The organism is Tropicimonas marinistellae, assembly GCF_001509585.1.
Lineage (GTDB): Bacteria > Pseudomonadota > Alphaproteobacteria > Rhodobacterales > Rhodobacteraceae > Tropicimonas > Tropicimonas marinistellae.
Genome location: NZ_LNCI01000015.1, coordinates 1 through 22496, shown reverse-complemented (window position 1 = coordinate 22496; position 22496 = coordinate 1). Strand labels below are relative to the sequence as shown.

General features: G+C 63.6%; 23 protein-coding genes and 2 tRNA genes. 17 read left to right on the top strand and 8 right to left on the bottom strand.

Going from position 1 to position 22496, the window contains the following annotated elements; genetic code table 11:
* Window positions 1-7: 7 nt before the first annotated feature.
* From ARC39_RS23245 to ARC39_RS23215, 7 genes are all read right to left on the bottom strand, one after another.
* Window positions 8-1129 carry an isocitrate/isopropylmalate dehydrogenase family protein gene (locus ARC39_RS23245; RefSeq protein WP_068118642.1) on the bottom strand — a complete coding sequence of 374 codons (1122 nt, stop codon included), beginning with the start codon at window positions 1127-1129 and terminating at the stop codon, window positions 8-10.
* Between the two features lie 15 nt (window positions 1130-1144).
* Entirely contained in the window at window positions 1145-1789 is a 645-nt protein-coding gene (gene otnC / locus ARC39_RS23240; protein WP_068118641.1) for a 3-oxo-tetronate 4-phosphate decarboxylase, read from the bottom strand.
* Window positions 1786-2583, bottom strand: a complete 798-nt coding sequence (locus ARC39_RS23235; RefSeq protein WP_068118638.1) for an N-acyl homoserine lactonase family protein — start codon at window positions 2581-2583, stop codon at window positions 1786-1788. The genes otnC and ARC39_RS23235 overlap by 4 nt, the downstream gene beginning before the upstream one ends.
* Window positions 2580-2870, bottom strand: a complete 291-nt coding sequence (locus ARC39_RS23230; RefSeq protein WP_068118635.1) for a putative quinol monooxygenase — start codon at window positions 2868-2870, stop codon at window positions 2580-2582. Before ARC39_RS23230 ends, ARC39_RS23235 begins: the two co-directional genes overlap by 4 nt.
* Complete coding sequence (locus tag ARC39_RS23225; protein WP_068118633.1) at window positions 2870-4381, bottom strand: tripartite tricarboxylate transporter permease; 1512 nt, start codon at window positions 4379-4381, stop codon at window positions 2870-2872. The genes ARC39_RS23230 and ARC39_RS23225 overlap by 1 nt, the downstream gene beginning before the upstream one ends.
* A gap of 1 nt (window position 4382) precedes the next feature.
* On the bottom strand, window positions 4383-5132 hold the full coding sequence (locus tag ARC39_RS23220; protein WP_236545363.1) for a hypothetical protein: 750 nt from the start codon (window positions 5130-5132) through the stop codon (window positions 4383-4385).
* A gap of 69 nt (window positions 5133-5201) precedes the next feature.
* Entirely contained in the window at window positions 5202-6209 is a 1008-nt protein-coding gene (locus ARC39_RS23215) for a Bug family tripartite tricarboxylate transporter substrate binding protein (protein WP_068118630.1), read from the bottom strand.
* Between the two features lie 187 nt (window positions 6210-6396).
* On the opposite strand from ARC39_RS23215, the gene ARC39_RS23210 reads away from it, so the two are divergent.
* From ARC39_RS23210 to ARC39_RS23195, 3 genes are all read left to right on the top strand, one after another.
* On the top strand, window positions 6397-7428 hold the full coding sequence (locus ARC39_RS23210; RefSeq protein WP_068118798.1) for a Gfo/Idh/MocA family protein: 1032 nt from the start codon (window positions 6397-6399) through the stop codon (window positions 7426-7428).
* Window positions 7429-7448: 20 nt separating this feature from the next.
* Window positions 7449-8102, top strand: a complete 654-nt coding sequence (locus tag ARC39_RS23205) for a GntR family transcriptional regulator (RefSeq protein ID WP_236545362.1) — start codon at window positions 7449-7451, stop codon at window positions 8100-8102.
* Between the two features lie 484 nt (window positions 8103-8586).
* A complete protein-coding gene (locus ARC39_RS23195; protein ID WP_068118614.1) occupies window positions 8587-10509 on the top strand; it encodes a DUF3604 domain-containing protein in 1923 nt (640 codons plus the stop codon).
* 376 nt (window positions 10510-10885) lie between these two features.
* Here the strand turns inward: ARC39_RS23195 and ARC39_RS23190 are convergent.
* A tRNA-Thr gene (locus ARC39_RS23190) sits at window positions 10886-10960 on the bottom strand.
* Window positions 10961-11223: 263 nt separating this feature from the next.
* Here ARC39_RS23190 and ARC39_RS23185 point away from each other — a divergent pair.
* From ARC39_RS23185 to ARC39_RS23120, 14 genes are all read left to right on the top strand, one after another.
* Window positions 11224-11439: a hypothetical protein gene (locus tag ARC39_RS23185; RefSeq protein WP_068118612.1), complete on the top strand. Its 216-nt coding sequence runs from the start codon at window positions 11224-11226 to the stop codon at window positions 11437-11439.
* Window positions 11432-12703 carry a UDP-N-acetylglucosamine 1-carboxyvinyltransferase gene (murA, locus tag ARC39_RS23180; RefSeq protein WP_068118610.1) on the top strand — a complete coding sequence of 424 codons (1272 nt, stop codon included), beginning with the start codon at window positions 11432-11434 and terminating at the stop codon, window positions 12701-12703. The genes ARC39_RS23185 and murA overlap by 8 nt, the downstream gene beginning before the upstream one ends.
* Window positions 12696-13172, top strand: a complete 477-nt coding sequence (locus tag ARC39_RS23175; protein WP_068118608.1) for a DUF2948 family protein — start codon at window positions 12696-12698, stop codon at window positions 13170-13172. The genes murA and ARC39_RS23175 overlap by 8 nt, the downstream gene beginning before the upstream one ends.
* A gap of 510 nt (window positions 13173-13682) precedes the next feature.
* Entirely contained in the window at window positions 13683-14519 is an 837-nt protein-coding gene (locus ARC39_RS23170; RefSeq protein WP_068118606.1) for a M10 family metallopeptidase C-terminal domain-containing protein, read from the top strand.
* Between the two features lie 1141 nt (window positions 14520-15660).
* Window positions 15661-16971, top strand: a complete 1311-nt coding sequence (gene hisD, locus ARC39_RS23165) for a histidinol dehydrogenase (RefSeq protein ID WP_068118604.1) — start codon at window positions 15661-15663, stop codon at window positions 16969-16971.
* Window positions 16968-17456: a UPF0262 family protein gene (locus ARC39_RS23160; protein ID WP_068118600.1), complete on the top strand. Its 489-nt coding sequence runs from the start codon at window positions 16968-16970 to the stop codon at window positions 17454-17456. Before hisD ends, ARC39_RS23160 begins: the two co-directional genes overlap by 4 nt.
* Before the next feature lie 3 nt (window positions 17457-17459).
* Window positions 17460-17924, top strand: coding sequence for an arsenate-mycothiol transferase ArsC (locus ARC39_RS23155; protein WP_068118599.1), 465 nt, complete (start codon window positions 17460-17462; stop codon window positions 17922-17924).
* Window positions 17921-18508: a GNAT family N-acetyltransferase gene (locus ARC39_RS23150; RefSeq protein WP_068118596.1), complete on the top strand. Its 588-nt coding sequence runs from the start codon at window positions 17921-17923 to the stop codon at window positions 18506-18508. Before ARC39_RS23155 ends, ARC39_RS23150 begins: the two co-directional genes overlap by 4 nt.
* Before the next feature lie 109 nt (window positions 18509-18617).
* Window positions 18618-18836, top strand: coding sequence for a translation initiation factor IF-1 (gene infA / locus ARC39_RS23145; protein WP_043918791.1), 219 nt, complete (start codon window positions 18618-18620; stop codon window positions 18834-18836).
* An 11-nt stretch (window positions 18837-18847) separates the two neighbouring features.
* Window positions 18848-19426: a Maf family protein gene (locus tag ARC39_RS23140; protein ID WP_068118595.1), complete on the top strand. Its 579-nt coding sequence runs from the start codon at window positions 18848-18850 to the stop codon at window positions 19424-19426.
* On the top strand, window positions 19423-20466 hold the full coding sequence (locus ARC39_RS23135) for a ribonuclease E/G (RefSeq protein ID WP_068118589.1): 1044 nt from the start codon (window positions 19423-19425) through the stop codon (window positions 20464-20466). Before ARC39_RS23140 ends, ARC39_RS23135 begins: the two co-directional genes overlap by 4 nt.
* Window positions 20463-20639: a DNA gyrase inhibitor YacG gene (locus ARC39_RS23130; protein WP_068118588.1), complete on the top strand. Its 177-nt coding sequence runs from the start codon at window positions 20463-20465 to the stop codon at window positions 20637-20639. The genes ARC39_RS23135 and ARC39_RS23130 overlap by 4 nt, the downstream gene beginning before the upstream one ends.
* Window positions 20640-20715: 76 nt before the next feature.
* A tRNA-Phe gene (locus tag ARC39_RS23125) sits at window positions 20716-20790 on the top strand.
* Window positions 20791-21183: 393 nt separating this feature from the next.
* Window positions 21184-21414: a hypothetical protein gene (locus ARC39_RS23120; RefSeq protein ID WP_236545361.1), complete on the top strand. Its 231-nt coding sequence runs from the start codon at window positions 21184-21186 to the stop codon at window positions 21412-21414.
* Window positions 21415-22496 lie beyond the last annotated feature (1082 nt).

Here is a 22496-nt window from a genome sequence, read left to right as displayed (position 1 = left end):
AAAACCATCAACCGACGGACTTGGAGATCCCCTGTGCCACGATATGGGCGAGCACCTCTTCTGTGACCGCGTGCGTACCCATGTCGCCGCCGAATTCCATTGGTCGCAACCGATTGGCCTCAAAGCCCGCTTCGACCGCCAGGTCGATGGCGCTGGCCGCCGTCCCATAGGCCGCGACACCGGTCTTTTCCACGAGGTAGTCGAGCATCAAGACCGCGCTCAGGATCGCCGCCAGCGGGTTGGCCTTGTCCTGGCCCATGATGTCGGGCGCGCTGCCATGCGCCGGTTGAAACAGGCCCGTCTCGTCCCCGATCTCGGCGCAGGCCGCCATGCCCATGCCACCCACGAGGCCCCCCGCGAGGTCGGAGATGATGTCGCCGAACATGTTCTCCATCACCAGGATATCGAACTCCCACGGACGACGGACGAGGTCGAGCGCCTGCGCATCCACATAGTTGTACCCGATCTCGGTGCCGGGGTGCTCTGCGGCCACTTCATCGAAGATCTTCCGGAAGAACGCCATCGAGGCGAAGACGTTGGCCTTGTCCACGCAGGTCAGCCGCGCACGCTTGCCGCGCGCGCGTCGTTTCTCCGCCAGCCTGAAGGCGAACCGGTGGAGTTTCTCGGTTGTTGCCCGCGTGATCCGCAGCGTTTCCCGAACCTCCTCGTCGCCGACAACAACGGCGCGCTTGTGAGCCGCCGCGGAGTAGAAAAGTCCCTCGGTGCTTTCGCGCAGAACAACCAGATCCAACGCCGCCGCGCGCGGGTCGGCGAGGCGCTGCGGCGCGTTGGGATAGGCCCGGACGGGGCGAATGCCGGCGTACAACCCATAGCGGTCGCGAAGCCGGAGATGCGGCGAAATCTCGGTGCCATCGTCGTGCCGGATGGACGGAAGCCCGATGGCCCCGAGGAAGATCGCATCGGCCTCGCCCGCCCGCGCCTCGCCGCCGGGCTCGATGTCCTGGCCCGTCTCACAGAAGTAGCCAGCGCCGGCCCGGATTTCGTCAAACTGCAAAGCTGGGGCACCAACCCGTTCGCAGGCCGTGTTCGCGACCCGCATCGCAGCGTCGGCGACGTCGATTCCAATTCCATCGCCTTTGATCAGTGCTATGCGTGCGCCTGACGTCATGCGGCTATCCCTTTCTCACCAATCAATGTCGAATTTCCGAACGACCGCTGCGATCTGCGCGTTCGTCAACCCGACGGCGCCCGTGCCACGTGTCAGCAGCGCGAGCTTTGCGGTTTCTTCCAGTTCCTCGATGGCAAAGGTGGCGGCCCAGAGGTCCTTGCCCGCCACCACCGGTCCGTGGTTCGCAAGAACCACGGCCGCGTGTTTGCCTGCCAATCCCCTGACCGCGTCGCCCATGGCGGGATCGCCCGGCAGGATGAATGGCAGACGCTGCACCTTTCCCAGACGCATGATCGCGTAAGGCGTGAGTGGTGGCAGCATATTCTGGGGGTCCACATCCGGCAGCATCGACACGGCGACCGAATGGGTCGAGTGCAGATGCACCACCGCCCCGGTCTGCGCGCGCGTTTCATAAAAGGCGCCGTGCAGCGGGATCTCCTTTGTCGGCGGATCGCCCGAAAGGAGCTTCATCGCCGCGTCGAGCCGGCTGATCCGCGCCGGATCGAGAAACCCCAAGGAGCTGCCGGTCGGAGTCATCAGCAGCGTCCCGTCCGACAGGCGCGCCGAGATGTTGCCGGACGCGCCGCAGGTCAGTCCACGGTCGAACATCGACTTCGCGATGCGACAGATTTCTTCGCGCAGGCGGGCCTCCTCCGTCATCGGGCGAAGGCTCCGAGCGGGCCCGGATCGAGGCGGATGATGTGGTCGGCCACGCCGCGCGGGAAGCGGTCGCGGACAAGCGGGTCATGACCGGGCACGATCAGTTCGGGCCGGCTGGCAAGGCGCAGCAACGTGTCGAAACCGTCCAGCATGTCCTGCAGATCGACCACGATCGGGAAGGGTTTGCGGGCAAAGATGTTCTCGTAGAAATGCGCCGCGTCGGACGCGAGGACGATCCAGCCGCAACCGGTCCTGACACGCACCCCCTGGAGACCACGGCTATGCCCGCCGATGCGGTGCACCGTGACGCCCTCCGCCACCTCGGCGTCGCCATCATGGAAAACCACCTGCCCCGCGTAGAGCCGCCGCACCGCCTCGCAGACATGGCCAGCTGTAAACGGCATGCGCAGCGTGTCGTGACACATGCACGGCCCGGTGGCATAGGCCATTTCCGCCGCCTGCATGTGCAAGGTCGCGTTGGGGAACAGATGCAAGCCGCCCGCGTGGTCGTAGTGCAAATGCGTCACGATCACCTGGGTGATCTCCTGCGGCACAACGCCCAAGGGTTCGAGCGCGGCGCGCGGGTCGAGCCGGATCGGGCGACCGCGCGATGCCGCTTCCGTATCGTCGTAGCCCGTATCGACGAGAATGACCTCGTCACCGCGGCGCAGCAGCCACATGAAGTAATCCATCGCATGGGGTGCGTCATGGTTGTCGTCGAAAAGGAAGCTGTCGCGCCGGGTCCGCGCGTTGCGGTCCGCGTATTTGATGGCGTAGATTTCCCAGTCGCTCATGATCTCACCTCCGAAAAGCAGTCTACACTCTTTTCAGCGATCATCGGCGCCACCGCAGCATCGAATTCCCTGAAGTGCTCGGCTTGGAGATGCGACTCGAAGGCCGCGCGGTCGTCGTAAAGCTCGTAGAGAAACACCCTGTCCGGCTGATCGGGGTCGGTGCAGACGTCGAACTGCCGACAGCCAGGTTCCAACGCAAGCGAGGTGCGCGCATTGTGCACCATCAGCAGCAAGAACTCGGCAAAGTGGCTTGGCTTGATGCTGAATCTCACCGTCACGGCATACATCAGGCGGTCCTCCCGCGAAGGCGCCCGAACGTCCGCTTGACGACGGGGATCTGGCTCAGGATCAGCGCGACATTCAGCGCGAGCAGGATCGCCGCGCCGGGGCGGGAAGCGAAGACCGACAAGTCGCCGTCGGCAAGGAACAGCGACCGGCGGAAGGTCTCGTCGAACAGCCCGCCGAGGATGACGCCGATCACCAGCGGCGCGATGGGGAATGCCAGCATGTTCATGAAATAGGCCACGAAGCCGACACCGAGCATCAGGTACAGGTCATTGATCCCTCCGCCCACGCTGAATGAGCCGATGGTCGTCAATACCATCACCACCGGCAGGAACAGGGTCTGCGGAATCCGCAGGATGCGGATGAATACGCGCGCGGTGAACAACCCCATCAGGAACATGGTGAAAGACGCAAGAACCAGGATCGCCACGACGCGCAGGATGATCGCCGGGTCGATGGTCGGCCCCGGGATCACGTTGTTGATCTTCAGGGCCCCCATGAGCGCGGCGGCCGGCGGCGATCCGGGGATGCCCAACACCAGCAGCGGGATGAGCGCACCACCGATGCAGGCGTTGTTCGCGGTCTCGGCAGACAGAAGCCCCTCCAACGATCCCTTGCCAAATTTCTTCCCTTCGCGGGAAACCGACTTGCCGACACCATAGCTCACCCAGCCGGCGACGTCCTCGCCCACCCCCGGAAGTGCGCCCACGCCGGTTCCGATCACGCCGGAGCGCGTTATCGTCGGCAGGTAACGGCGGACGGCCGCGAGGTTCGGGACGATCCGATCGTTGAGTTGCGCCATCTTTCCAATCTCCGCACGGCGCAATCCCTCGATCACCTGCGGCACGGCGAAGGCTCCCATGAGGACCGGAACAACCTGGAAGCCGGACAGCATGTAGGACCACCCAAAGGTATACCGGGGCTCCGACAACAGCGGATCGAGACCGACCATTGCCATCGCGAGGCCAATCAGGCCGGCGATCCACCCCTTCACCACCAGGTCCGAGCTCATCAGCGTACCGGAGAGCAAGATACCGAAGAGCGCGAGCAGCGCCTTTTCCGGGCTGGCGATGTTCTTTGAAATCAGCAGCAGCACCCAGACGAAGATCAGCAGCGCGACTGTTCCGATCAGCGTACCGATGAAACTCGCCGTTGTGGTCAGCCCCAGCGCCTCGCCACCGCGCCCGGCCTTGGCGAGCGGATGACCGTCCATCGCCGTCGCCGCGCTTGCCGCCGTGCCCGGTATGTTCAACACGATCGACGGATAGGAACCGCCGTAGATTGCGCCGACATAGGCGCCAAGCAACGCGATCAGGGAATAGTCGAGCGGGATCTTGTTGCCGAAGAACCCGGTCAGGATTGTGACCGCGAGCGTTGCGGTCAATCCCGGCAAGGCGCCGAACGTGATGCCGAGAAAGACGGATGTCACAAGGTAGAGATACGTCAGAGGGTCGAGCACGAGGTCCGCGAAAGCATCCCCGAAGCCGGCAAGTTGGGAGAACACGAAATCCACGTCAGTCTCTCCAGAGCGGGCGCAGCGTGACGTAGTAGTGGTACTCGATCTGCGAGAAGATCAGCCCACCCCTGTTCGGCACATTCTGCCGAAAGCCAAACGCCATCGCGCAAACGAGGATCAGCGGCGTGCAAACGGCGATCCAGGGTATGATCCGCAGGACGCGGTCATCGCGGTTGTTCCACAGCATCCAAACTGTCAGGCCAGCCCACAGCGCAAGCGTCACCCAGTCATCACCATGGGAATCCCATTCGGACTGGGGGTAGTGCATCGTCATTGCCGCGATGCCTGCGGCCGCCACCACCAGCGCGGCCAGCTTCATGCGGGCGGGCTTTCCGGCGTGGTATCCATAGATCAGCGCGGTGATCAGCAGGCCCGACGCGATGATGAAATCGACGCGCGGCACCAGCGCGGCTATGTAGGACAGGAAGATGACGGCCAGCGTTCCGAAGCGGAGAGCCTCTGCCGCGTTCCATCCCAGCCCGACGGAACTCAGCGCGTTCTTTGCCCCGCCCGCGCGGATGGAAATCGCCATCAGAATGCCGGAGAGAACCAGCATGCAGAGGAAGATGCCCAGCGGCACGATCGCCGCGGAATCGTACCAGTGCACGCCGCTCACACCGCCCTGCCGGGCATCGAGGAACGGAATCTCCGACGTCCGCCACAAGAAGAAGACCGAGAGCGCCATGAGGACGAGGGACGCCCAGAAGTCGCGGGCGCGCATGACCGCCTTGTCGTCTGTGGTTTCCAACTCCTGACCCTCCCCCGCTCGAACGGAGGCGCAACGGGGCGCCTCCGCATCGCTTCCATTTCCTTGGCGTCAGGGCTTCTCGATGCCGAGCGATGCCGGATCGACCGTCGCGACACCAAGCTCCTGAAGCGTGTAGGCGAAGTTGCTCTCAAGGGTGGAGAACAAGGCCTGCGCCTCCTCGCCGGACTGGCCGCCGATGTCGTAGTTGTTGACCTTGGCCCACTCCGCCACCGCGTCGCCGGCCATCGCCGCGTCGAACGCTTCGGTCAGCTTGGCCTTCACCTCGTCGGACGCGGAATTGTGCACCGCGAAGCCGATGGCCTGCTTGAGCGGCAGGTAGGCATCCAGCCCGTCATAGATGTCGAATGCTGACGGCACGGTCATCCCGGCAATCTCGGCGCTTTCCGGCGTAAGCATCGCGAGGGGTTTCAACTGCCCGCCCTCGATAAGCGGCGCCTGCTCCGCCAACGAGGTCACGACCAGTGCCACCTCGCCCGCGATCGCCGCCTCCTGACCGGGCGCGGAGCCCTGGTAGGGCACGAACTTGAACTGCGCGCCGGCACCCTTCTCGATGGCCAGCAGGTTCAGGTGATGAATCGACCCCGCACCCGACGCCGCTGCCGGGATGCTTCCCGGGTCCGCCTTGGCGGCATCGACCAGGTCTTCCAGAGTGCCGTACGGGCTGTTGGCGGGCACGGAAATGAGGTCTGGCGAACCGCCGACGATGAACGGGTACCAGGTGTCGAACTTCTTGTCCCAACCACCCTGCACGGCCGCCGTCACGTTAGATTCGGACAGCCCGACGAGCGTATAGCCATCGTCAGCCTGGTTCATCGCGTAGACCATGCCGTTCGACCCGGCGACACCGCCCGTCTGGTTGATGACGTTGATCGACACCGGGAGATGCTTCTCCATCTCCGCCATGATCATCCGGTTGATGGTGTCGGTGCCCCCTCCGGCACCCCAGACCACCGCCGTGGTTATGTCTCGATAGGGATATTCCTGCGCCAGGGCCATCGAACCGGCCCCGGCAATAAGCATCGCGGCCCCCGTGACCGTTCCAAGCAAAATCTTCATCAACGCCTCCTCCCGGCAGTTGTGCGTTCACTATTGCATTTTTTTGCGTATGCATTAATTTTCACCTTGTCAACGCCAGATTGAAACCGGCAGGAAATGCCGCAGCGAATATGGAGGCATGGCATTCAATGCCGCAGACGATCAAAAGAACCGAAAAGGCAGGCGCGTCGGCGTCCCGGGCCGCGCCATGACGGGTACCATTCCCCTGCGGGTCGCCTGCGTCGGCGCGGGCTACTTCAGCCAGTTCCAGTATGAAAGCTGGGCGCGGATTGACCGGGCCGAGCTGGTTGGATCGTGCAACCGGGACATCACCAAGGCGCGAAAGACCGGGCTTCCGGCCTACAGCGACCTTGCCCTCATGCTCGCGGAAACCAGGCCCGACATCCTTGACATCATTCTTCCGCCGGTGGTCCATGCCGCATCGATCCGCACCGCGCTTGAGGCGGGCATCAAGACGATCATCTGCCAGAAGCCCTTCTGCAACGGCATCGACGAGGCGCGGGAGATCATCGCGAGCGCGGAGCGCGCGGGCGCCCGGATCGTGATCCACGAGAACTTCCGCTTCCAACCCTGGTACCGCCGGATCAAGGCGGCGATCGACGACGGCGCGATAGGCCAGGTGTTGCAGGTCACCTTCCGGCTCCGTCCCGGCGATGGACAGGGGCCGCACGCCTATCTGGACCGTCAGCCGTATTTCCAGCAGATGGAACAGTTCCTCATCCGCGAAACGGGCGTTCACTGGGTCGATACGTTCCGCTACCTGCTGGGCGATCCGGTGTCCGTCTATGCAGACCTGCGTCAGGTCAATCCCGCCATCGCGGGCGAGGATGCGGGCTACGTGCTGTTCGAGCATCCGGGCGGCGTGCGCGCGCTGTTCGACGGAAACCGTTGCCTGGACCACGACGCCGAAAACCTGCGCCGCACCATGGGCGAGGCCTTGGTGGAAGGAACCGAGGGCACGATCAGGCTGACCGGGGACGGCGCCGTCGAACTGCGCCGTTTCGGCACCTCGGAGACGGTTCCGTTGCTGCCGCCCGACACCACCACCGGGTTTGGCGGGGATTGCGTGTTTGCCTTGCAGAGCCACGTGGTATCGGGTCTTCTGGATGGCAATCCGCTGGAAAACCTCGCGCAGGACTACATGACCGTGATGCTGATCGAAAAAGCGATCTATGGCTCGGCGAGCGAAGGTCGGAAAGTCGCGCTGAACACGGCTTGAGGCAATTGGGAGAGAAGCAGGTGTCGAATACCCAGCGCGCGATCAGCGAATTGCGGCGGCTTGTCTTCTCCGGCGAGTTGCCTGCCGGCTCCGATCACCTGGAGAGCGAACTCGCGGAACGGCTGGGAATGTCCCGCACCCCGATCCGCGAGGCGGCGCGCACGCTGGAAAGCCAGGGGCTTCTGGAACTGCGTGCCCGCAAGGGCGTGCGCATCCTGCCGGTGTCTCTGGAAGACATGCGCGAGATCTACGACGTACTCACGGAGTTGGAGAGCCTCGCCGCGGAACGGGCCGCCGAGCAGCACTACACCGGCGCGGAACTGGGGGAACTGGCGAGCGCGATCACCGACATGAAAGCGGCGCTTGAGGTCAAGGATCTGGAGGCCTGGGCCGACGCCGATGACCGGTTCCACGTCGAACTCGTCCGTCTCGGCGGCAACTCCCGCGTCGCGTCCATCACGGCAATGATGAGCGATCAGGTGCGCCGCGCGCGAGCTGTCACGCTGTTCATGCGCCCCCTGCCCGTTCAGTCGAACGAGGACCACCAAGGCGTCTACGAGGCCATCGCGAAAGCGGACCCGAAGCGCGCGCACGACCTGCACCACGCGCATCGCCAGCGGGCTCGTGACATGATCCTCGACCTGCTCGAACGCCACCGCCTGCGCCAGCTCTAGGAATAGCCCTGCATCGGCGGGCGTAACACGCGGTACCGCCCCTTGGGGATGCGCCGAGGCTTGAACAACGCAGAGAAGACGCGCGGCACGGTTCCCGGAATGACGACTGAACTGAAAACGTCGGACGGCACGCCGGTTTCCTCTTTCTGCTTCGGCGCGATGCAAGTCGGTGCCGGCGCCAAGCGCCCCACACCACCGATCCGCAATCGCTGTTTTCATCCCAAGTGACAGGCAGCAGTGCCGACATGGCGGTCATCTGATGAAAACATCGTGATCTTGGGTTTGCCCAATAGCGGACCTTGGATGACCGCACGTGATCACGCGCAAATTGAAATGCTCACTGGAGCCCACTGGCAGGGACCGTTTTGCACGCTGACTGCCTGACATACCGCCGCATGGTGACGCAGGGACAACTCGCCCATCGCCAAAACTTTCCCCCGCAAGATACTGTCGCTTTTGAAACATAAGTTCGCAGGAGTTCGCTATGAAGCAGTATCTTTACATAACGACCGTCCTTTTCCTCAGTGCCGGGGCGGCTTTGGCCTTTGAGCCTTCACCGGATGGGTCTACCCTGACCGACGCATTCCCGGGCAAGTCGTATTCGCCCTACGCACAGCGTGGTATCCCGGACCGCCCGCTGTGGGGCGACACGCACCTGCACACCTCGACATCCTTTGATGCAGGCGCCTTTGGCAACCGGCTGGATGCACGCACTGCCTACCGATTTGCAAAGGGTGAGGAGGTGCAAGCCACGACCGGATTCATGGCGCGGCTGTCACGGCCGCTTGATTGGTTGGTTGTCGCGGATCATTCCGACAACATGGGGCTGTTCGATATGATCTTCGCGCAGGACCCGAGCATAATGTCCGATCCCGAAGGCAACCGCATTGCCACCATGGTTGCCAATGGTGGCGATGAAGGCGTGGCAGCAGCCCTGGAACTGATCGATGCTTTTTCCCGCGGCGAGGTGATTTCGCCGGCATTGGCCGTAGAAGCCGGGTCGAAACCCTTCCGCTCAGTCTGGCAGCGACAAATCGCGGCGGCCGAGGAGGCATACCAGCCCGGCCTGTTCACCAGTTTCATCGGGTACGAATGGACCTCGCTCATTCAGGGCGGCAACATGCACCGCGTGGTGATGTATCGCGACGGGGGCGATAAGGCCGGCATGGTGGACCCGTTCACGACCGAGGCGCCTTTTGGCTCGATAAATCCGCGCGACCTTTGGGAATGGATGGCGAACTACGAACAGATGACACGCGGCGACGTGCTGGCAATCGCGCACAATGGCAACCTGTCCAACGGCATCATGTTTCCCGAAACCGCGCAGTTTGATGGTCGGGAACTGGACGCAGACTATGCGGAGACCCGTGCCCTGTGGGAACCTGTCTACGAGGTCACGCAGATCAAGGGCGATGGCGAGACGCACCCGTTCCTCAGCCCGAACGACGAGTTCGCCGACTACGAGACATGGGACAAGGGCAACCTGAATTTGTCTGAGCTCAAGACCGACGACATGCTGGCGGGCGAGTACGCGCGCGAGGCGCTCAAGACAGGACTGTTGCTCGAAGCGTCGCTCGGCACCAACCCGTACAAGTTCGGCATGGTGGGATCGACGGACAGCCACACGTCGCTCGCCACGGCGCAAGAGGACAATTTCTTCGGCAAGCATTCCGGCGCAGAGCCGAATCCGCAACGGCCAGAGCATGTTGTTGGTCAGTTCGGCGACGTTAAACTCCTTGGTTGGGAGATGGTTGCCTCGGGTCTCGCGGCGGTCTGGGCGGCCGAGAACACCAGAGAGGCCATATTCGACGCCATGGAGCGGAAGGAGGTCTATGCGACGACCGGGTCGCGCATGAGCGTTCGTTTCTTCGGCGGCTGGGACTACACGATAGATGATCTGACGTCTCGAACCCCGGCTGTCACGGCATATGCAAAAGGCACGCCCATGGGGGGTGATCTGCCCGCGGCGCCAGAGGGAGCCGAGGCGCCCACCTTCATGGTCTATGCCCTGAAAGATCCGATTGGCGGAAACCTGGACCGCATACAGATCGTAAAGGGCTGGATGGATGCCGATGGAGAGACCCAGGAGCAGGTCTATGACGTTGTCTGGTCCGGCGACAGGCAGCCCGATGCCGATGGAAAGCTACCGGCCATCGGGTCGACGGTGGACGTGGAGCGCGCCACCTGGACGAACACGATCGGACAGGCAGAAATGGGCACGGTCTGGAGCGACCCCGACTTCGATCCCGCCCAGTCGGCCTTCTACTACGCCCGGGTGATCGAAATCCCGACCCCGCGCTGGACGGTCTACGATGCCTTCCGTATGGGTGCGTCACTGCCTGAAGAGACGCCGACAGAGACGCAGGAGCGCGCCTACACGTCACCCATCTGGTATGCGCCAGACTGAGAAGCTCTCCGATTTTGCATGCATAAGGGCGGCCCGACGGGTCGCCCGATTGCCTCAAAGAACAGACGTCAGCGCGAGTGACCTGGTGGCACGTCAAAAGACGGATCAAACTCAAAACGACAATCACCGGATCAACAGCAACGCAGTCGTTGCTGGAAATCACCCACCGGCAGCAACGCGCAGGAAGCGTCACGCAGACCTCGGTTATTTGACCAACAAGGCACCTGACCGAGAGCCACATTGGCGCAGGGACACCGCACAAGACTTGTGCTGGCAGAGCCCGCGCCGCCGCCCCGACGACGCCCAACGCGCATAAGACGTTCGCCGCCGCGTGCGGCCTTCGGCGAGTAATCGTTTGTTATCTGCATGTTGGTCATGGTGCTGCCGGAGAGATTTGAACTCTCGACCTCTCCCTTACCAAGGGAGTGCTCTACCCCTGAGCTACGGCAGCAGCCGGTACCTGCGTCGCGCGCCCGGTTGGCGGGCCGGCCCCGGTGGGTGCAGGAACCCCCACTGCGAGACTGTCTTGGCGCCACGTCGTCTGCCATTTCGCTGGTGCATACCACCGTGGCCCGACGCCGCGCCGAAGCGTGGGCCGGGATATACAACCCGTGATGTGAAGCGCAAGCAGATTCTCGCAACGGATCGACAAATTGGTACGGCACCCGCGCATGGAGGCTGGACGTGTCAACGGCCGTCGCGTAAGTGCGCCCCATGGGACGCGGCACAAAGGCGACAGGGCCCGGCGGAGATCGGGACCAGCGTTTGAAACAGGCATTGAAGGCCAATCTCCAGCGCCGGAAGGCGCAGGCGCGCAGTCGGGCCGCAGACGGCACGGACGGCGAACGCGCCGGCGCGGCGGACGACGCAACGCCGCGGCGCGTGGCGACGGATCCGGAGACCGGCCGGGAAACGGGGCAGGATGGATAGGATTGTTGTACGGGGCAACGGCCCCCTGAACGGGCAGATTGCGATTTCAGGCGCGAAGAACGCCTGCCTGACGCTGATGCCCGCCACGCTTCTCAGCGAGGAGCCGCTGACGCTGACCAACGCGCCGCGGCTGTCCGACATCCGCACCATGGCGACGCTGCTCCAGTCGCTCGGCGCCGAGGTGCAGACGATGCAGGACGGCAAGGTGCTTGCCATGTCGAGCCATGCCGCGGACACCCACGTCGCCGATTACGACATCGTGCGGAAGATGCGGGCCTCCAACCTCGTGCTCGGGCCGCTCCTGGCGCGGCACGGTCACGCGGTGGTCTCGCTGCCCGGCGGCTGTGCCATCGGGGCGCGGCCGATGGACATCCACATCGCGGCCCTCGAGGAAATGGGTGCCGAGATCGAGCTGAAGGACGGCTACCTGCACGCCAGGGCCGCGCGCGGGCTAAAGGGCGCGGACATCACGCTGCGCTTCGCGTCTGTCGGCGCCACCGAGAACGTCGTGATGGCGGCGACGCTGGCGAAGGGCACCACGGTGCTGCGCAACGCGGCGCGCGAGCCGGAGATCGTCGACCTTGTGACCTGCCTGCGCAAGATGGGCGCGGAGATCGCGGGCGAAGGCACCGACACGATCACCATCGGCGGGATGGACCGGCTCCACGGGGCAACCCACCCGGTGGTCGCCGACCGGATCGAGACAGGCACCTACATGCTCGCCCCGGCGATCGCCGGCGGCGAGGTGGAGCTTCTGGGCGGCCGGATCGACCTCCTGGGCGCCTTCTGCGAGAAACTCGACGCCTGTGGCATCGACGTTGCCGAAACCCCCGGCGGCCTGATCGTGAAACGCCGCAACGGCCGGGTCGACGCGGTGAACGTGGTCACCGAGATCTTCCCGGGCTTTCCCACCGACCTGCAGGCGCAGATGATGGCCGTTATGTGTACCGCCGACGGCGTCAGCGTTCTGGAGGAGCGGATCTTCGAGAACCGCTTCATGCACGCCCCCGAGCTGGTCCGGATGGGCGCGCAGATCGACGTGCAGGGCGGCACGGCAACGGTGACCGGCGTGGACCGGCTCAAGGGCGCGCCGGTAATGGCAACGGACCTGCGCGCCAGCGTCTCGCTCATACTCGCAGCCCTCGGCGCGGAGGGCGAAACCGTGGTAAACCGCGTCTACCACCTCGACCGCGGCTACGAACGTGTCGAGGAGAAACTGGGTGCCGTGGGTGCGGATATCGAACGGGTGAGCGAAGATGGCTGACGCAACATTCGAAGAGGGTGCCGAGCGCCCGGTGTCGCTGGCTGCGGCGGATGCGGACGACCTGCAGGTCCTGTCCGCCATCGTGCAGGACGCTGTTTTTCCGATCACCGAGATGACATGGGACAGGCCCCGCCGCCGCTTCGCCCTGCTCCTCAACCGCTTCCGCTGGGAAGACAGGGCCGAGGCCGAGAAGCGCGCGCGCCCCTACGAGCGGGTGCAAAGCCTGCTCGTGATCGAAGACGTGCTCGCCGTGGCCAGCCAGGGGATCGACCGGGCCGATACTGACACCGTCCTGTCGCTGCTCGCCCTGACCTTCGCGCCGGGCGAGGACGGCACCGGCCGGGTGGAACTGGTGCTGGCCGGCGACGGCGCGGTGCGCCTCGACGTGGAATGCCTGAACGTGAGCCTGCGCGACGTGTCCCGGCCCTATATCGCCCCCTCCGGCCACGCACCGACGCACGGCGATTGACCGCCGTTCCGGATCCGCCACACGCCGCCCGCCAGCCTTCTTCTGTCGCCAAATATCCTGGGGGTTTGGGGGTGAAACCCCCAATCTCCACCACCGCGCCGTGCCCCGCATCCGACAGGCAGTCCAAGGCGTCCCAACACGCGACACTCCGACCGCCGCCACCAGCACCGCAACGCCACAGAATCGGACCCTGCTCACTACGAACGTCGGGCATCTTCCGGCAGAAGCCCTTTTTGCGGGTCGAAACGGCCATTGTAGCTTGGCATCGCAAGAGCCGTTTCCCGCGCGGCCTCAACGTTGGGTGTGTTGTAGGGGCGATCCGGTTCGGGGACCTTGGGATCACCAAGCGCTCCGTCCTTGTTGCCCGCAACCTGCGGAGCAGGTCTCCATGCTTAAATGCTTCAGATTGACCGCTGTCATGGCGACAGACTCCATTTTTGACTATTAAGGAAATGCTTGGAGACGCGCCATGACCTGCCTGGCAAGGGCAGAATTGAGAGGGAGGATGATATGGCCTTTTTCAAAGCTTATACCCCGATCGACATGATCAACCAGGACGTCTGGGAGGGGAAGATCACGGTAGCGAACGTGAACAGAATCACACAGGAGGAAATTGGGGGAGAAAGGAAGATTTCCTACTTTGGTGAGTTCCAATACGACAACCCTGACCCGCCCTATTTGTCAGGAGGAACGTTGAACGGCATCAAACACTGGAGTGGCTCAAAACTTGACTTTGAGATGTCTGGGGCAGAGGCCGATATGATATCGGTCTATCTCGCCATACTCAGCGACGATCTCAAGGGAGCGCAGAGCGCACTTCTCGCAAAGGCCGACAAAATCATCGGGAGCGGCGGAGACGACAAACTCTATGGTTTCGATGGAAATGATAAGCTGAAAGGTCAAGGGGGCGCTGACGTTCTTTTTGGCCAGACCGGTCGTGACGCGATGTACGGTGGACGTGGCAACGACGCGTTGAAAGGAGGCGCGGGTAACGACAAACTGATCGGCGGCGCTGGAATAGATGAACTAACGGGTGGCAAAGGAGCGGATTCCTTTATCTACAAGACCGCTGCCGACACACCGAAGAAGGGCGACCAGATCCTCGACTTCGGGGTTGGTAACGACGTCATCGATCTGTCGGCGATTGATGCGAAATCCGGACGCGGGAACCAGAGTTTCTCCTTCGAAGGTGAGACCGGTTTCAGTGGGGCCAAGGGTGAGTTGGTGTATAAGTTGAAGGGTGACGCCGCCATCGTGAAGGGTGACATCGATGGGGATGGCCTGGCCGACTTCAAAATCAATGTGTTCGGCGACACGTCACTCACCGCAGACGATTTCATTTTGTAACGCCGATCTTCTGGCACTGCCAGGTCACACGAGGTTCCCCAGGTGAGCTTGTCTGTCAGAAGTAGAAACTGATGTGACGGCTGAAGAACAGAACTCACTCGGTAGCTTTCGGCGCTGTGGCTGGCTGATACACGAAAGAACGCGTTTATCCCGGCAAAATCTATAGGGTGAGCGGGGTGGCATTTGTCCTGTTCGAATCATCGTCAATGCGACCGCGGTCCGCCGTGAGAGGCTGGAATCAAGGGTTCCCGCTGATTTCGCAAAGCGCCCCTTACCTCGCAATCAGGTAGGCAATCGGCATGTATTTATAAAATATCTCATCCATTGCGCCATCGGCCAACAGAGCGCCCAATGCTGACCAGGCGCGCTGAATTTAAATTGCCGATTCAGAAGACACGAAATCTATCACAACAGCCACCACTTAAGAAATGAAACACATACATTTTTGCAGCCAGGATATTCAGCATCAAAGCACCATTAACAGCACCAACATCAAGACAGGAACGAGAAATCGGGGCAATTCAGGGCGAAACACGCCTAAGGACAGGTTCAGAATTAAAGATTCAAAGGCAAAATGACACTAGCTTGGATCTCCCGAACTTCCATTTTTTCGTTTTCGCCATGCCTGGATGGTGCGCCTTTTTCGGCGGTGATTGCGCCCGAGTTTCGATATTGGAGCCGTGCTCGCTTTGATTTAACGCAAACGGCGCACCTAAGAGGCCGGCACTACCTTATCATCGTGTGGCTGCATTGCGCTCCGAAACCGTCGTCCGATCCGAACAGTCAGGTGTCCGAAAGGTCGGCAACACCGTCAGGCAGGCCGGCCGCCGCAAATCTAGGCCTGGCTCCGAGCGGGGCAGGTCCGACTGTGTCCCCGTATGTCCCCGCACATCTGCCCGGGCGCAAACACTTCGCCCCCCAGGCCATTCCCTAATGTTTCGTAAACTCGCCTCCGCAACCCATTGAATTTGTTGCATCGGCGTTCTGTCTCACGCGTGAGACATGCGATACGCCCCGGATCCCCCTCCCTGCCGCAGATCCGGGCAGCATACTGCCCGGAGCCGCCCGGGCGGCCCACCGCGCAGGGCACGCTTGAGGCCCGCGCGAGCGGGCGTTATCAGGGCCGGGACAAGGAGACCCCATGGCCCAGTTCCTGAACACCGCCGAGCCCGATTTCGAGACCCGCTTCGCCGCCTTCCTGACCACCAAGCGGGAGGATGCCCCGGACGTGGACGCGGCCGTGTCGGCGATCATCGGGGACGTGCGCGCGCGCGGGGACGCGGCGGTGATCGCCCTGACCGAGCGCTTCGACCGGCTGTCGCTGACACCGCGAACCCTGGCCTTCTCGGCGGATGAGATCGACGCCGAATGCGCCCGCGTGCCAGCCGCCGAACGCGCCGCGCTGGAGCTGGCCGCGGACCGTATCCGCGCCTATCATTCGCGCCAGATGCCCGAAGACGCCGCCTGGACCGACGCCGCCGGAGCGCAGCTCGGCTGGCGCTGGACACCGGTCGAGGCGGCCGGGCTCTATGTGCCGGGCGGCCTCGCGTCCTATCCGTCCTCGGTGCTGATGAACGCGATCCCGGCGCGCGTGGCCGGCGTGGAACGGCTCGTCATCGCGGTTCCCACGCCCGATGGCGTCGTGAACCCGCTCGTGCTGCTGGCTGCCCGGATCGCCGGGGTGGACACGATCTACCGCATGGGCGGCGCACAGGCCATCGCCGCGCTTGCCTATGGGACCGAGACCATCGCCCCGGTGGACAAGATCACCGGACCCGGCAACGCCTATGTCGCCGCCGCCAAGCGGCGGGTCTTCGGCAAGGTGGGGATAGACATGATCGCCGGACCCTCGGAGATCCTGGTGATTGCCGATGCGGAAAACGACCCGGACTGGATCGCGGTCGACCTGCTGAGCCAGGCGGAGCACGACGAAAGCGCGCAATCTATCCTGATCACGCCGGATGCGGAGTTCGGGCAGGCCGTGGCGGCGGCGGTCGAAGCGCGGCTGGAGACGCTGGAGCGCCGCACCATCGCCGGCGCCTCCTGGCGCGACTTCGGCGCCATCATCACGGTGCGCGATCTGGACGAGGCCGCCGCGCTCTCCGACCGCGTGGCGCCGGAGCACCTGGAGCTCTGCGTCGCCGACCCGGAGGCGCTGTCGCAGAAGATCCGCCATGCCGGCGCCATCTTCCTCGACAGTTGGACCCCGGAGGCGATCGGCGACTATGTCGGCGGGCCGAACCACGTGCTGCCCACCGCGCGGTCGGCCCGGTTCTCCAGCGGATTGTCGGTGCTCGACTTCATGAAACGAACGACGCTGGCCCGCATGACACCCGGCGCGCTGGCGGCCATCGGCGTGGCGGCCGAAACGCTGGCTACGTCCGAGAGCTTGGAGGCGCATGGGCTTTCGGTGCGCGCCCGTCTCGACCGGTTGAACGAGGACGCGCCATGAGCAACGCCCGCATCTGTCACGTCGAAATCGACGACAGCCATCTCGCGCCGCCAACGCCGGAGATCGCGCAGGAGCGGCAGGTCGCCGTGTTCGACCTGCTTGAGGACAATTCCTTTGCCCTGCCGATGCGGCACGACGACGAGCCGATCCCCGACGGTCCCTACCGACTCGCGCTCGCGATCAGGGACAGGCGCCTCGTCTTCGACATCGCGACCGAGGATAGGCAGAAGGTCGGCGAATTCCACCTGTCGCTGGGTCCGTTCCGGCAGGTCGTGAAGGATTACTTCCAGATTTGCGAAAGCTACTTCTCGGCCGTGAAAACCATGCCTCCGAGCCAGATCGAAGCCATCGACATGGCACGCCGCGGCATCCACAACGAGGGGGCGCGGGTCTTGCGGGAGCGCCTCGAAGGAAAAGCGGAGATCGATGTCGACACCGCGCGGCGCCTGTTTACCCTCATCTGCGTGTTGCACTTCGGGGGCTGACGAATGGGCGAGTTTCCGGCCTCGGTTCTCTTCACTTGCGATCACAACGCGGTGCGGTCGCCGATGGCCGAGGGCATCGCCAAGCTCTTTTACGGGCACGCGTTCTATATCCAGTCCGCCGGGGTGAAGAACGACCTGGAGATCGACGGATTCTGCATTGCGGTCTGTCAGGAGCTGGATGTGGAACTGTCGCGGCACCGCGCACGCAGTTTCGACGAGATGCAGGATTGGGGAGACGACCTGGGTGGTTTCGACTTGATCGTGGCGCTGACGCCAGCCAGCCAGCGCAAGGCGCTGGAACTGACGCGCTTCTACCATCTCGATGTGGAGTATTGGCCGATCATGGACCCGACGGGCCTCGGCGAGACGCGCGAGGCGAAGCTCGGGAGATACCGGCAGGCGCGGGACCAGATCATCGACCGTATGGTCGCGCGGTTCGGCCCGCCGAACTCGCAGGATCGCGTGTGAGCCTGGAGTTGCGCGCTCTCTCCGGCCCTGCCTTGGAGGCAGCGCTGGACGACCTCGCGGCGCTCCGGATAGAGGTGTTCCGCGATTTTCCCTACCTCTATGACGGCGACCTCGATTACGAGCGCCGATACCTCGAGACATACGTTCAAAGCGGGAATGCGCTCCTCGTGGGCGTCTTTGACGGACTGCGGCTGGTCGGTGCAGCCACCGGCACGCCGATGGAAGACCACGAGGATGACTTTGCCGCACCGATGGCGCGCGCCGGGCTCGCGCTCAACGATGTGTATTATTGTGCCGAGAGCGTCCTGCTCCCCGACTATCGTGGCAGGGGGCTGGGTCATGCATTTTTCGATCTGCGCGAAGCGCATGCACGGCAGCTCGGGCGCCGGTACGCCACCTTCTGCGCCGTGATCCGCCCGGAGGATCATCCGCTCCGCCCCACCGACTACCGCCCGCTCGATTCGTTCTGGCGCTCTCGTGGCTATGCGCCCGCCCCCGGTGTCGTCGCACATTTTGCCTGGAAGGACGTGGCGCAGGCCGGCGAGAGCCTCAAGGCGCTACAGGTCTGGACCCGGCGGCTGTAGGCACGCACCGGTGCCCGTTCCGAATCGCCCTTGATTTACCGGCACGATAAGCGCATTTAACGCGCACCTTCCCGGTGGGGAGGAATCTGTAACCTCAAATGGAGTGACCATGGCCAAGGAAGAAATGCTCGAATTTCCCGGCGTCGTGAAGGAACTCCTGCCGAACGCGACATTCCGGGTCGAGCTGGACAACGGCCATGAGATCATCGCGCACACGGCAGGCAAGATGCGCAAGAACCGCATCCGCGTTCTGGCCGGCGACCGGGTACAGGTCGAGATGACCCCCTACGATCTGACCAAGGGTCGGATCAACTACCGCTTCAAGTAAGGCGCGCGCGCATGCGCCTGATCCTCGGCTCGGGCAGCCCGCGCCGCCGTGAGCTGTTGGCGCAGATCGGTGTGTTGGTGGACGAGGTCCGCCCGCCGGAAATCGACGAGACACCAGCCAAGGGCGAACTGCCGCGCCCCTACTGCCGACGCATGGCGATTGAGAAGGCGCGCGCAGTCGAGGCGTCGACGGAGGAAATCGTCCTGTCCGCCGATACCACAGTTGCGCTCGGCCGCCGGATCTATGGCAAGCCGGTCGACATCGGCGAGGCGGCGACCTTTCTGCATGCCCTCTCCGGTCGGCGCCACCGCGTAGTGACGGCTGTGGCCGTCCGGCTCGGCGACCGGCTCTGGGAGCGGGACGTGGAGAGCGTGGTCCGGATGAAGCGGCTGAGCGACACCGAGGTGAATGCCTACCTGGCGAGCGGCGACTGGAAGGGAAAGGCCGGCGGCTATTCCATCCAGGGGCCGGCCGGGGCGTTCATCCCGTGGATCCGCGGCTCTTACACTGGCATTGTCGGATTGCCGTTGGCCGAGACCGCCGGTCTGTTGCAGGCCGCTGGATATCCGCTCTACGGAGGAGACGCATGAAGGGAACGAGTGTCTTTCTCGACCAGATTGCCAGCCGCCGGGCGGCCGCATTGGTGATGGACGGCGTGTTGGAGGACGTTCTCATCGACCCGCCGGACGATGGTCCGCTCTGCCCCGGCGCGATCTGCCGTGGGACCGTCGAGCGGCCAATGAAGGGGCTGGGCGGGGTCTTCGTCCGCCTGCACTCCGGCAAGGGGTTCCTGCGCGCGCCGAAAGGGCTGCGCGAGGGGCAATCGGTGCTGGTGCAGGTTACTGGATACGCCGAGCACGGAAAGGCCGTTCCACTCACCCAGAAGCTTCTGTTCAAATCGAAATACGCCATTGTTACGCCGGGCTCGCCGGGCCTCAACCTGTCACGCCAGATTCGTGACGAGGAGGCACGCATCGGACTGCGCGCACTCGCCGAGGAGATCATGGCGGGGAGCGACTTCGGGCTGATCCTGCGCTCTCAGGCAGAAGGCGTTGCCGAAAGCGAAACCACGGAGGACATCGCCGAGATGCGCGCCCTTGCAGAACAGATCGCAGCCAGCGAAAGCGGCGATCCGGAGCTGCTGCTCGACGGGCCCGATGCCCATGCGCTGGCCTGGCGGGAATGGGGCGAACCCGACGAGATTGTCACCGAGCCGGGATGCTTCGAGGCGCACGGCGTTCTGGACGACCTTGCGCGGAGCAACGCGCGCGACGTCGTCCTTCCGGGCGGCGGCTCCGTCGCGATCGAACCCACCCGCGCCCTGGTCGCCGTCGATGTGAATACCGGAGCCGCGACATCGCCTGCGACCGGCCTGAAGGCAAATCTGGAAACCGCGCGCCTGCTGCCGCGCCTGTTGCGATTGCGCGGCCTCGGCGGCCAGATCACCGTGGACTTTGCACCGCTGCCGAAAAAGGACCGCCGGCAGGTCGAACAGGCACTGCGCGGGGCATTCCGCCACGATCCGGTGGAAACGGCCCTGGTCGGGTGGACGCCGCTCGGCCACTTCGAGGCGCAACGAAAGCGCGAACGCCTGCCGCACGACCCGGCTGTTCTGGAGGCGCTCCAATGAGCTGTCCGATCTGCAGCAAACGGCCCGCGCAGAAATACGCCCCCTTCTGCTCGAAGCGATGCGCCGACGTCGACCTCGCCCGCTGGCTGAACGGCAGCTACGCCATCGCCACTGAGGAAGTCCCTGACGAGGACACCGGCAACGATGGTCCGGACACTCGAGAAATCCACTGAATTTGCGCTTCCCCCTCTGGACTATGCGAAAACCGCCGTATAGAAGGCCCAAGCCCCGCGCGAGAAGCGCACCCGTGCCCGGGTAGCTCAGGGGTAGAGCAGTGGATTGAAAATCCTCGTGTCGGTGGTTCGATTCCGCCCCCGGGCACCATTAAAAACAGTAAGATTCCCTTGATATTAAGCAGTTAGGATGTGGAATGTTGGATTTGTCCGCCCAACTGTCCACCTTGGTGCGCGTGGTACCTATCGTTTCGATGGTCCTTGTTCCGAGGCAAGGTAGTGAAAGGTAGTGAATGGTATCGCTTGCCGCAACGCCTTTGCTCCTACCCCAGCGCCGTGCAAATCGAACGTACCGCTAAATACAGCGTTTGATCGGGCGATGCCTAGCGGCGCGTCTCCGTCGGCGTTCGCGGCCCGCCGGGCGCGTTGAACCGTCGGCTCCCTTCTGGCCGCGTCAACATTCGCCCGGATTGGCGTAGTATTCCCTGCGAAGAGCCAAGGGAGGCGACCGGCCGTGGATCTCGAACCGACCAGACAAACCCGTATGACCAAGGACGCCATCGTGGTGGCGATCCTCGACCACTGGAATCGGCAATGTCCGAACGAGGTGGCAGAGGCCGGTCCGAAGGAGGTTCAGGAAACCGCCGCGGCGACAGCGGAACTCGCGGAACTGGAGATGGAAGTTCTAATGGCCGAACATCTCATGAACCGGGAAATGGCGTGGAGCGAGGCGTCGAGGATCTTCCTGGCGCAGAAGCCGGTGTTCGAGGACTGACCGGGCCGGCCATGGGCTACAATTGCCCAAGGATGGTTCACCCGGTCGCCGGCCATGAAAGAGGTATCCACCAAAGATCGCAGGTGAACGCTACGGCATCGCGCCGGGCCGCGGCCGCCGCGCGCCCCCGTCCGGCGCCGGTGTCAGGGCGCCTTTCTCAATCGGACCCCGGGCCCACCGCCATTCTCAGCGATAAACTCGACACCGGCGGTCTCCAGGGCCGTACGGATTGCCAAAGCGGTGTCTACCCGACCTCCAATGTCGCCAGGAGAGGCCTCCAATCTCTTGATTGTCGGCAGAGAGACCCCGGACGCTTCAGCTGTTCCGAGAGAACCAAAACCTGATAAGGGCCGCAGAACTCGAAGCCGGCGACACCGAAGATCTCTTTTCTCGTGCCTGCGCCATTGGAGACGCAATGATGGAGCTCCCGAGTACCTGCGCCGCCGATTTTGCGGCAACAGCGATCGTCGCAACCTGCCGCGGCGGCTTGGGAGTAGATTGGGACGCCGGCGCACTCTGGATCGAAGCCCGAGACCTCACAAATCCGCCGGTCTGAACACCCGCCCGGCCAGTCGGGATAAACCGGACCATCGCCCGGCGCTGTCTCTGCGCGTTCATCGGCATCCCAATCCGCACGCTTGCGGTCCTTGAAAATATGTCGGTGAGAAAGTGCCGTCTCCCTTGCGGGTCGGGCGACGAGAGGTCGTTTCGACGACTCTTTAAGGAAGGGAATTGGCTCCGGTAAGTTCGCACTCGGGGACGACCCGCTCGTTACTTTCATTGAGCACACTGAGCTGCCCCAGCGCGACGGATCGTCCAACACGTCGGACGGCGCAGCAGTTGCATTGAGACAATGTGCGCTCTGGCCTGCTCCTCAACCGGGCGGGCCAGAAATATTTCGTCCACGTGGGCCAGTCCTGAACCGGTTTCGACACTGATGTGGACAATGAATGAAGGAGGGGCGCAATCTCGCAAGACTGACGATGGTCATGCCGCTGGGCAAGGCCCGGTGAAACTCTCCCAATCCTGCCAGATGTCGGACCTGGTCTCCGAAGGGGCGCCGTCGGAACCCTCGGGGAACC